The sequence below is a fragment of the Ruegeria sp. genome, from assembly GCF_028066395.1.
Taxonomy (GTDB): domain Bacteria; phylum Pseudomonadota; class Alphaproteobacteria; order Rhodobacterales; family Rhodobacteraceae; genus Ruegeria.
In genome coordinates this window covers 34228-43665 of sequence record NZ_JALCBM010000006.1, presented here as the reverse complement: position 1 = coordinate 43665, position 9438 = coordinate 34228, and the positions used below count along the sequence as shown (strand labels likewise).

Sequence of the window (9438 nt, the reverse complement as noted above, 5' to 3'; positions counted from 1 at the left end):
AAACCATCAATGTACCGACCGCCGTTGCCTGTTCCTCGTGCGATGGAACCGGGGCTGAGGGCGGGGTTGAACCTACAACCTGTCCGACCTGTTCCGGTATGGGCAAGGTTCGCGCGCAGCAGGGCTTTTTCACCGTTGAACGCACCTGCCCGACCTGTTCGGGTCTGGGTCAGATCATCAAGAACCCCTGCAAATCTTGTAACGGCGCAGGCCGCGTGGAAAAAGAGCGCGCGCTGTCCGTCAACATCCCCGCTGGCGTCGAAACCGGCACCCGTATCCGACTGGCAGGTGAAGGTGAGGCCGGAATGCGCGGCGGCCCTCCGGGCGATCTCTATATCTTTGTTGAGGTGTCCGATCACAAACTGTTCGAACGCGACAGTGTGAATCTTTACTGTCGCGTGCCGGTCAGCATGGCCAAGGCGGCGCTGGGTGGATCGATCGAAGTGCCGACCATCGACGGTGGCCGTGGCCGTGTGCAAATCCCGGCAGGCAGCCAATCCGGTCGCCAGATGCGCCTGCGTGGCAAAGGCATGCCCGCGCTGCGTGGTGGTGGTATCGGCGACATGTTCATCGAACTGGCCGTGGAAACACCGGTCAACCTGACCAGTCGCCAGAAAGAGCTGCTGCGTGAGTTTGATGATTTGGGCGAAGATAACCACCCGGAATCAAAAAGCTTTTTCTCATCTGTCAAATCCTTTTGGGATGGGATGAAGGGTTAACAGGCCGCCGCCCAAAGGGGGCTCTGCCCCCGCCGCGGCAAGCCGCGACTCCCCCGGGATATTTGGGGCCAGATGAAGCAGGGGGTTCCATTCTTCATCTGGCTAAAAATATCCCGGAGCGCGAGGCAGAGCCTCGCAAATTGTTCTTGATTCTTGCGACCTCTCCTGAGATTGTCCGCCGCAACCGTTGGGGTGCCCTGATCGTGGGGCTGAGAGGTGCGTACGCGCTAACCCATCGAACCTGATCCGGGCAATACCGGCGTAGGGAACGGTCTTACATTGCGCAGACGTTTTCCATGCCCGTTGCCCACAGATGATGGAGCAACGATATGGCGCATATCGCTTTGACAATCGCGGGGTCTGACAGCGGCGGCGGCGCTGGCATACAGGCCGATCTGAAGGCGATGTCGGCATTGGGCGTGTTTGGCGCCAGTGTTATCACCGCCGTAACTGCCCAGAACACGCAGGCTGTGACCGCAGTTCATGGCATTCCGTTGGATGTGATTGCGGCGCAGATTTCTGCGGTGCTGAGTGACCTGGATGTGGGTGCCGTCAAAATCGGGATGCTCGCCACGCCCGAGATCATCACGACGGTTGCCGACGGCCTAGCAGGGTTTTCCGGCCCTGTCGTGCTGGACCCGGTGATGGTGGCCAAATCCGGTGACGCTTTGCTGGCGGACGCGGCGGTTGAAACCCTGCGCGACGTGCTTTTGCCACGCGCCACAATCCTGACCCCGAACCTGCCCGAGGCAGCGCGGTTGCTGGGTCTTTCGGATGCGCAGACCCCCGATCAGATGATCGCCCAAGGTGCGGCGCTGGTAAAGCTGGGTCCCAAAGCGGTGTTGATGAAAGGCGGGCATGGTGCGGGGGATGTCTGCCATGACCTTCTGGTTGACGGCTCCGGGGTGCGGGCGACCTATGAGGCACCGCGCCATCCGACCAAAAACACCCATGGTACGGGCTGCACCCTGTCATCCTCGATCGCGGCGGGGCTGGCCAAAGGGTTGAGCCTGACCGATGCGGTGGCAGAGGCGCATGCCTATCTGCAGGGCGCTATTGCACAGGCGGATGCCTTGCAGGTGGGGCAGGGGCACGGGCCGGTTCATCACTTCCATCGGGTCTGGTCGGCGTGACCGTCTGGTCCGTCATAGGCGCAGGTGTTGCCGGGTTGGCCGTTGCAACCGAACTGGTCGCGCGCGGCGCCCGGGTGCAGGTGTTTGACCCCGGGGGCCCTCCGGGACCGCATGGATGTTCCTGGTGGGCGGGCGGTATGCTGGCACCCTGGTGTGAATATGAAAACGCCGAGGAACCTGTGCTGAGTCTGGGGCAGGACGCCATCGACTGGTGGGCCGAACGTACAGAAATACATCGGCGCGGCACGTTGGTGCTTGCCAATTCCCGCGACCTGCCGGACCTGCGCCGGTTTGGCCGGCGCACTGAAGGGTTTTCGGATATTCAGCAGGGCGAAATCCATGATTTAGAGCCTGATCTGAGCGCATTCCGGAGCGGTTTGTTTTTTACGGCGGAAGCACATCTTGATCCTCGGCGGGCGCTTCAGGACCTTTACAGGCACCTTCAGGCGAAGGGGGTTACGTTCCACCGTAAACTTGCCCCCGCCCGGCTGGACAACGCCATTGATTGCCGGGGTCTGCACGCGCGCGATGTGTTGCACGATCTGCGCGGGGTGAAGGGTGAGATGTTGGTGATCCGCTGCAAGGATGTCACCCTGACGCGGCCGGTGAGGCTGCTGCATCCGCGCATGCCGCTTTACATCGTGCCGCGAGGTGATGGGGTCTACATGCTGGGGGCCACGATGATCGAGACGGAGGACAGCAACCGTATCACCGCCCGGTCGATGCTGGAACTGCTCAGCGCTGCCTATGCCCTGAACCCCGCCTTTGGTGAGGCCGAAGTGCTGGAGATCGGCGTCGATCTGCGCCCGGCCTTCCCTGACAACCTGCCGCGCATCCGGCAGCTGGGCGGAACGATCTATGCAAACGGGCTCTATCGCCACGGCTATCTGTTGGCGCCAGCTTTGGCGCGCAGCGTGGCTGATCTGGCGCTTGAAAACAAACGTTCGGAGTTGGTCGATGAAGATCGTTCTTAATGGCGAAATCCGCAGTTTCGGCGGGGAAACACTGGCCGAGTTGCTGGTTGAAACCGGCTATTCTGGCCGCGTCGCCACGGCGGTGAACGAGGAATTTGTGCCCTCAAGCCTGCGCATCAGCCACATCCTTTGCGACGGGGACCGGGTCGAGGTTGTCGCGCCGATGCAGGGGGGCTGAGGATGAAAACGTTCTACGGCACCGCGCTTTCGAACCCTCTGATGCTGGGCACCGCGCAATATCCCAGCCCGGCGATCCTTGAACGGGCCTTCCGTGAAAGCGGCGCGGCGGTGGCTACCGTGTCGCTGCGGCGCGAAGCTGGGGGAGGGCAAACCTTCTGGCAGATGATCCGCGATCTGGGTGTGCGCATCCTGCCCAACACTGCCGGATGCCACAATGTGAAAGAGGCCGTCACCACCGCACATATGGCGCGCGAAGTGTTCGACACGCCCTGGATCAAGTTGGAGCTGATCGGCCATACCGACAGCCTGCAACCGGATGTGTTTCAACTGGTCGAGGCGGCTCGCATCCTATCGGAAGACGGATTTCAGGTGTTCCCCTACACCACGGATGATCTGATCGTGGGGGAACGGCTGTTGGCTGCCGGGTGCAAGGTGCTGATGCCCTGGGGTGCGCCGATCGGGTCGGGGCGGGGGCTGAACAACGCCTATGCGCTGCGCGCGATGCGGGCTGAATTTCCCGATGTACCGCTGGTGATCGACGCAGGGATCGGTCTGCCCAGCCATGCCGCCCACGCGATGGAACTGGGTTATGACGCGGTGCTGCTGAACACGGCAGTCGCCCGCGCGGGTGATCCGGTTCAGATGGCCCGGGCGATGGCTTTGGCGATTGAGGCCGGTCAGTTGGCATATCAGGCCGACCCGATTGAGGCGCGTGACATGGCCGAGCCGTCAACCCCGGTGATCGGAAAGGCGTTTCTGTCATGATGCTGGACCGGTTTTACCCGATCTTCGACCATTCCGATTGGTTGCGGCGGATGTTGCCCTTGGGCGTCAAGCTGGTGCAACTGCGGATCAAGGATCAACCCGATGCGGTGGTGTGGGAGCAGATTGCGGTATCACGCGACCTCTGCCGCCACCACGGCGCGGTTCTGGTGGTGAACGATCACTGGCAGGCCGCCATCGATGCGGGCTGTGACTGGGTTCATCTGGGGCAGGAGGATCTGGACGAGGCCGACCTGAATGCCATCCGAAAAGCGGGTCTAAAACTAGGCGTTTCCACTCATGACGATGAGGAACTTGAACGGGTTCTGGCCATGGACCCGGATTACGTCGCGCTGGGTCCGGTCTATCCGACCATCTTGAAAAAGATGAAATGGCATCAGCAGGGCTTGCCCCGCGTGACCGAATGGAAGGCGCGTGTGGGCGACATCCCTCTGGTCGGGATCGGAGGGATGAGCGTCGAACGCGCGCCCGGCGTGCTGGCGGCGGGGGCGGATATCGTCTCGGTCGTGACGGACATCACCTTGAATCCGGACCCCGAAGCCCGTGTGCGGCAATGGATCGAGGCTACGCGATGAGCCGCTATGCCCGTCAGACCATCATGCCCGAAGTGGGGGCCAAAGGGCAGGCGCGCTTGTCCTCGACCCGTGTGCTGGTGATCGGCGCTGGCGGGTTGGCGGCCCCGGTTCTGCCTTTGCTGGCGGGGGCCGGGGTTGGGCGCATCACGATTGTGGACGGCGATACCGTCGATCTGTCTAACCTGCACCGTCAGACCTTGTTCAACGAGGCGGATTGTGGACAGTCCAAGGTCGAGATTGCCGCCCAACGCTGCCGTGCTTTGAATGGTGAAATTGATATAATCAGTCAAAAACAGGCTCTAACAAATGAAAATGCCGCAAATTTGGTCGCGCAATCGGATGTGATTCTGGATTGCGCGGACAGCTATGCGGCCAGCTATATTCTGTCGGATACCTGCCTGGCCCAAGGCAAACCCCTGATCAGCGCGTCTGTCCTTGGGATGTCTGGCTATGTGGGTGGCTTCTGTGGCGGCGCGCCATCCTTGCGGGCGCTGTTCCCCGATGCGCCAGACAGCGGGGCCAGTTGCGCCACAGCGGGTGTTTTGGGTCCGGTGGTGGCAACCATCGGCGCGATGCAGGCGCAGATGGCGTTGAACCTGATCCTCGGGGTGGAACCTTCTCCGCTGGGTCAGTTGGTGCAATACGACGCCCGCACCCTGCGCAGCAGCGGGTTTCGGTTTGACCACGCGCCCGAACCGACCAGCTGTTTCCGCTTTCTCTCGGCCAGCCAATTGACGGCCGCAGACCAGATCATCGAACTGCGCAGTCTGGCCGAGGCACCATCCCCGGCACATCCAGCCGCCAAACGCATAACCGCCAATAACTTGCATGACATAGACCCTAATCAGGGGAAAAGGCTGGCATTTTGCTGCGCCACCGGCCTGCGCGCCTGGCGGGCCGCTGAACGGATTCAACCGGATTGGCCGGGCGAGATTGTCCTCGTCGCGGCCTCAACCTCGTGACAGAAAAGGACACGCGAGACATGAAGAAACTGATCGCTTCAATCGCCCTGCTGGCCGCCGCGCCCGCCTGGGCCGAAGACAAGATGACCGTGCTGCTGGACTGGTTCATCAACCCCGACCACGGACCGATCATCGTGGCACAGGAGCAGGGCTATTTCGCTGAACAGGGGCTTGAGGTCGAAATCGTCCCACCCGCTGATCCCTCCGCCCCGCCCCGTCTGGTCGCCGCCGGGCAGGCCGATCTGGCAGTGTCCTATCAGCCGCAACTGCATCTGCAAATCCACGAGGGTCTGCCCCTGAAACGGGTTGGTACGCTGGTGGCCACGCCGCTGAACTGCCTGCTGGTGCTGAAGGACGGGCCGATTGCGACGCCTGCCGACCTCAAGGGCAAGAAGATCGGTTTCTCGGTCGCTGGCGTGGAAGAGGCCGTATTAGGCTCTGTTCTGGGCAACCACGGCGTGACGGTGGATGAGGTTGAGCTGATCAATGTCAACTTCTCACTGTCGCCCTCGCTGATGACCGGTCAGGTGGACGCGGTGATCGGGGCCTATCGCAATTTCGAACTGAACCAGATGGATATCGAAGGCGTCCCCGGTCGTTGCTTCTATATCGAGGAAGAGGGCGTGCCGCCCTATGACGAGCTGATCTATGTCGCCAATCCCGACACCATGGACACCGACAAGATCGCCCGTTTCCTGGCCGCAACCGAAAGGGCCACCCAGTTCATCGTCAACAACCCCGAAAAAAGCTGGGAGGTTTTCGCCGCCACCTCGCCCGTGTTGCAGGATGAGCTGAACGCCCGCGCCTGGGTCGACACGCTGCCCCGCTTTGCCCTGCGCCCGGCTGGTTTTGACGCGGGCCGTTATGCCCGGTTCGAATCCTTCCTGAAAGACAGCGGCATGATCGACAGCACCAACCCGGTCAGCGCCATCACCATTGATGTGACCGCAAAATGAGCGGGTATGGCAAAGCCTTCGCGCTGATGCGCGACGCGGCGCAGGGGTCGTGGCGGGCGTATACCCGTCACGCCTTTGTCGAAGGGCTGAAGGACGGCACCCTGCCCCGCGACGCCTTTCTGCATTATCTGCGGCAGGATTACGTGTTCCTGATCCATTTCAGCCGCGCTTGGGCGCTGGCGGTGGTGAAATCGGAAACCCATGCCGAGATGCTGACCGCCGTCGGCACCGTGAACGCGCTGGTGGCCGAGGAAATGCAACTGCATATCGGCATTTGCGAGGCAGCAGGCATTTCGCAGGCTGAACTGTTCGCCACGCCAGAGCGGGCCGAGAATCTGGCCTATACCCGATATGTGCTGGAAGCCGGGTACAGCGGCGATCTGCTGGACTTGCTGGCGGCACTGGCACCTTGCGTCATGGGCTATGGTGAGATCGGCACGCGATTGGCGGCCGAGGCCACATCGGACACCTATCGCGACTGGATCGACACCTATGCCGGACCGGACTATCAGGGTGCGTGTCAGGCGGTTGGGGAGTTGCTGGATTCGGCTCTAACACGACGTATCGGAGCGGATTTTCAAGCCTCACCCCGGTGGGATCGCCTGTGCCGGACCTTCCAGACCGCCACGGATCTTGAGACCAATTTCTGGCAAATGGGCCTGACCCCGTGACCCCGGCGCCCGATCTGACGATCAGTGGGCAGGCCCACATCAACGGCGCGACGTTGTTCGCGCCGTTGACCCTGACCCTTGCGGCGGGGCAGTGGACCTGTTTGCTGGGTGGGTCGGGCGTTGGCAAAACCACAATTCTAAGGCTGATTGCGGGGTTGGACACCGGGGCGCGGTTCTCGGGCCATATCACCGCCAGCGATGGGCAGCCGGTGGCGGAACGGGTTGCTTATATGGCGCAGGATGACCTGCTGCTGCCCTGGGACACGGTGGCGCAGAACGTCACCCTGGGCGCGCGTCTGCGCGGCGAAACACCCGATCTGGCCCGCCGCGACCGGCTGATCGCACGGATGCGGCTGCAGGACCATCTGACGAAGAAACCCGCTGAACTGTCGGGCGGCCAACGTCAGCGGGTCGCTCTGGCCCGCACGTTGATGGAGGATCGGCCCATCGTTTTGCTGGACGAGCCCTTCTCGGCCCTCGACGCGCGCACCCGCGCCGATATGCAGGATCTGGCGGCAGAGGCATTGCAAGGGCGCACCGTGCTGCTGGTGACCCATGATCCGGCTGAGGCCGCCCGTCTGGGCCAAACCATCACCGTCATGACACCGCAGGGGCTGATCCCGTGCGCGCCACCCCATGCCCCGGCCCCGCGCAACGTGGACGATCTGGAGACGTTGGAGACCCAAGGCGCTTTGCTCCGGTTGCTTAGGGAGGACGCGGCATGAAGGTGCTTTCGGCCCTTGCTGCGACCCTGTTTGCGCTTGCCGTTTGGCAAGCCATCGTCAGCCTGACCGGTTTGCCCAAATTCATCCTGCCGGGCCCGGCCTTGGTCGCCGAAACGTGGTGGCAGAATCGTTGGCTGATTGCCGAGCACACATGGGTGACAGCCATCGAGGTTGTGATCGGGCTGGCATGCGGCACCGTTCTGGGTGTCATCACGGCGCTGCAACTGGCCAATTCGCGGGCCGCCCGGGTATTGGTGCGGCCGATGCTGGTGTTCACGCAGGCGCTGCCGGTCTTTGCGCTGGCACCGTTGCTGACCCTGTGGCTGGGCTATGGGCTGTGGTCCAAGGTCGCGATGGCGGTGCTGATCATCTATTTCCCGATCACCTCATCCTTTTTCGATGGTCTGATGCGCACGCCGCAGGGCTATCTGGACCTTGCGCGCACCATGCAGGCCAGCCCGCGCGCGGTGTTGTGGCATATCCGCATTCCTGCTGCCTTGCCCTCACTGGCGTCGGGCATGCGGCTGGCGGCGGTTTATGCGCCGATCGGGGCAGTGATCGGCGAATGGGTCGGGTCGTCGCAAGGGCTGGGCTATCTGATGCTGCTGGCCAATGGCCGCGCCAAGACCGATCTGATGTTTGCCGCCATGCTGACGCTGGGGGTGTTTTCGATCCTGCTGCATTGGGGCATGAACCGGGCCACCGCGCGGATGGCGGGGGATGGGCATTAACCTTTCGGAAACCGATTCTGGGTGAAGGTGTCGCCATGACACGAAATGCCTTTGCCGAAGCCCCCATGCTGTTTGACACGGACGAAGCGCCTGCGCAGCCGCTGCCCGGTGGTCGGTTACCCTCCTACATCAAAGACCACCGGCGGCGGCTGCGCGAACGGTTCATGACCGGGGGCTCGGCGGCAATGCCGGATTATGAGCTGTTGGAACTGGTCCTGTTCCGCTCGATCCCCCGGCAGGATGTGAAACCGCTGGCGCGGCGGTTGATGGATACGTTTGGCGATTTCAACCGGGTGCTGACCGCGCCCGAGGAACGGTTGCGGCAGATCAAGGGCGTCGGCGATACGGTGATCACCGATCTGAAAATCCTTGAGGCCTGCGCCCACCGCATGGCCCGCGCGCGGGTGATGCAGCGGCATGTGATCTCGGGCTGGGACGCGCTGGTGGACTATTGCCACACCACAATGGCCCATCGCGAGACCGAGCAGTTTCGGGTCTTTTATCTGGACCGCAAAAACGTGCTGATCGCGGATGAGGAACAGGCCAAGGGCACCGTCGATCACGTCCCGGTATACCCGCGTGAGGTGGCGAAACGAGCGCTTGAACTGAACGCCTCGGCGCTGATTCTGGTGCATAATCACCCGTCGGGCGATCCGACCCCGTCGCAATCGGATATCGACATGACAAACCGGATTCAGGATGCCTGCACCGCGCTGGGTCTGACCCTGCATGATCACCTGATCATCGGCAAATCGACCGAGCTGAGCTTTCGCGCGCAGGGGTATCTATAGGCGCTACTGCACCCAGATCTCGACCCGACGATTGACCTTGCGACCCCATTCGGTGTCGTCGCAGGCCATCGGCATCGCCTCGCCAAACCCATCGACGGCAATCTCGACACTGTCAGGAACCGAGGTTTCGATGGCCGCCAGAACCGCATTGCGCACGGTTTTGGCGCGCAGCTGCGCGATCCGGGCATTTGTGTTGGCCGCGCCATCACCGTCGCTGAACCCGACAAAGGTCAGCTTG

General features: G+C 62.3%; 12 protein-coding genes, 1 pseudogene and 1 riboswitch. Of the genes and pseudogenes, 12 read left to right on the top strand and 1 reads right to left on the bottom strand.

Translation table 11 applies throughout. The features are described 5' to 3' along the window. The 12 genes from dnaJ to radC all read left to right on the top strand — a co-directional run. Window positions 1-719, top strand: a 719-nt coding sequence (dnaJ, locus tag MPJ51_RS03560) for a molecular chaperone DnaJ (RefSeq protein ID WP_298381833.1), incomplete at its 5' end; no start/stop codon positions are given. Window positions 720-897: 178 nt separating this feature from the next. Then, a riboswitch (TPP riboswitch) is annotated at window positions 898-1004 on the top strand. A gap of 44 nt (window positions 1005-1048) precedes the next feature. Further along, window positions 1049-1852 carry a bifunctional hydroxymethylpyrimidine kinase/phosphomethylpyrimidine kinase gene (thiD, locus tag MPJ51_RS03555; RefSeq protein WP_298381830.1) on the top strand — a complete coding sequence of 268 codons (804 nt, stop codon included), beginning with the start codon at window positions 1049-1051 and terminating at the stop codon, window positions 1850-1852. Beyond that, window positions 1849-2826: an FAD-dependent oxidoreductase gene (locus MPJ51_RS03550; protein ID WP_298381827.1), complete on the top strand. Its 978-nt coding sequence runs from the start codon at window positions 1849-1851 to the stop codon at window positions 2824-2826. The genes thiD and MPJ51_RS03550 overlap by 4 nt, the downstream gene beginning before the upstream one ends. Continuing rightward, window positions 2810-3004, top strand: coding sequence for a sulfur carrier protein ThiS (thiS, locus tag MPJ51_RS03545; protein WP_298381824.1), 195 nt, complete (start codon window positions 2810-2812; stop codon window positions 3002-3004). The genes MPJ51_RS03550 and thiS overlap by 17 nt, the downstream gene beginning before the upstream one ends. Before the next feature lie 2 nt (window positions 3005-3006). Beyond that, complete coding sequence (locus tag MPJ51_RS03540; protein WP_298381823.1) at window positions 3007-3771, top strand: thiazole synthase; 765 nt, start codon at window positions 3007-3009, stop codon at window positions 3769-3771. Continuing rightward, window positions 3768-4364, top strand: coding sequence for a thiamine phosphate synthase (locus tag MPJ51_RS03535; protein WP_298381822.1), 597 nt, complete (start codon window positions 3768-3770; stop codon window positions 4362-4364). Before MPJ51_RS03540 ends, MPJ51_RS03535 begins: the two co-directional genes overlap by 4 nt. Further along, window positions 4361-5326, top strand: coding sequence for a HesA/MoeB/ThiF family protein (locus tag MPJ51_RS03530; protein WP_298381821.1), 966 nt, complete (start codon window positions 4361-4363; stop codon window positions 5324-5326). The genes MPJ51_RS03535 and MPJ51_RS03530 overlap by 4 nt, the downstream gene beginning before the upstream one ends. A 20-nt stretch (window positions 5327-5346) precedes the next feature. Beyond that, complete coding sequence (locus tag MPJ51_RS03525) at window positions 5347-6282, top strand: ABC transporter substrate-binding protein (protein ID WP_298381818.1); 936 nt, start codon at window positions 5347-5349, stop codon at window positions 6280-6282. Further along, window positions 6279-6953 carry a thiaminase II gene (gene tenA, locus MPJ51_RS03520; RefSeq protein ID WP_298381815.1) on the top strand — a complete coding sequence of 225 codons (675 nt, stop codon included), beginning with the start codon at window positions 6279-6281 and terminating at the stop codon, window positions 6951-6953. Before MPJ51_RS03525 ends, tenA begins: the two co-directional genes overlap by 4 nt. Beyond that, window positions 6950-7678, top strand: a complete 729-nt coding sequence (locus MPJ51_RS03515; protein ID WP_298381812.1) for an ATP-binding cassette domain-containing protein — start codon at window positions 6950-6952, stop codon at window positions 7676-7678. The genes tenA and MPJ51_RS03515 overlap by 4 nt, the downstream gene beginning before the upstream one ends. Continuing rightward, window positions 7675-8409: an ABC transporter permease gene (locus MPJ51_RS03510; protein WP_298381810.1), complete on the top strand. Its 735-nt coding sequence runs from the start codon at window positions 7675-7677 to the stop codon at window positions 8407-8409. Before MPJ51_RS03515 ends, MPJ51_RS03510 begins: the two co-directional genes overlap by 4 nt. Window positions 8410-8444: 35 nt before the next feature. Beyond that, window positions 8445-9200, top strand: a complete 756-nt coding sequence (radC, locus tag MPJ51_RS03505) for a DNA repair protein RadC (RefSeq protein WP_298381807.1) — start codon at window positions 8445-8447, stop codon at window positions 9198-9200. A 3-nt stretch (window positions 9201-9203) separates the two neighbouring features. On the opposite strand, the pseudogene MPJ51_RS03500 reads toward radC, so the two are convergent. Continuing rightward, window positions 9204-9438 (bottom strand): annotated as a pseudogene (locus MPJ51_RS03500) (cell envelope biogenesis protein OmpA); the annotation flags it as partial.

What these genes read in the sequence shown, in the direction of transcription:
- thiD (WP_298381830.1), top strand. Translation starts at nt 1,049, where the DNA reads ATGGCGCATATCGCTTTGACAATCGCGGGGTCTGACAGCGGCGGCGGC.
- thiS (WP_298381824.1), top strand. Translation starts at nt 2,810, where the DNA reads ATGAAGATCGTTCTTAATGGCGAAATCCGCAGTTTCGGCGGGGAAACA.
- MPJ51_RS03540 (WP_298381823.1), top strand. Translation starts at nt 3,007, where the DNA reads ATGAAAACGTTCTACGGCACCGCGCTTTCGAACCCTCTGATGCTGGGC.
- MPJ51_RS03535 (WP_298381822.1), top strand. Translation starts at nt 3,768, where the DNA reads ATGATGCTGGACCGGTTTTACCCGATCTTCGACCATTCCGATTGGTTG.
- MPJ51_RS03530 (WP_298381821.1), top strand. Translation starts at nt 4,361, where the DNA reads ATGAGCCGCTATGCCCGTCAGACCATCATGCCCGAAGTGGGGGCCAAA.
- MPJ51_RS03525 (WP_298381818.1), top strand. Translation starts at nt 5,347, where the DNA reads ATGAAGAAACTGATCGCTTCAATCGCCCTGCTGGCCGCCGCGCCCGCC.
- tenA (WP_298381815.1), top strand. Translation starts at nt 6,279, where the DNA reads ATGAGCGGGTATGGCAAAGCCTTCGCGCTGATGCGCGACGCGGCGCAG.
- MPJ51_RS03510 (WP_298381810.1), top strand. Translation starts at nt 7,675, where the DNA reads ATGAAGGTGCTTTCGGCCCTTGCTGCGACCCTGTTTGCGCTTGCCGTT.
- radC (WP_298381807.1), top strand. Translation starts at nt 8,445, where the DNA reads ATGACACGAAATGCCTTTGCCGAAGCCCCCATGCTGTTTGACACGGAC.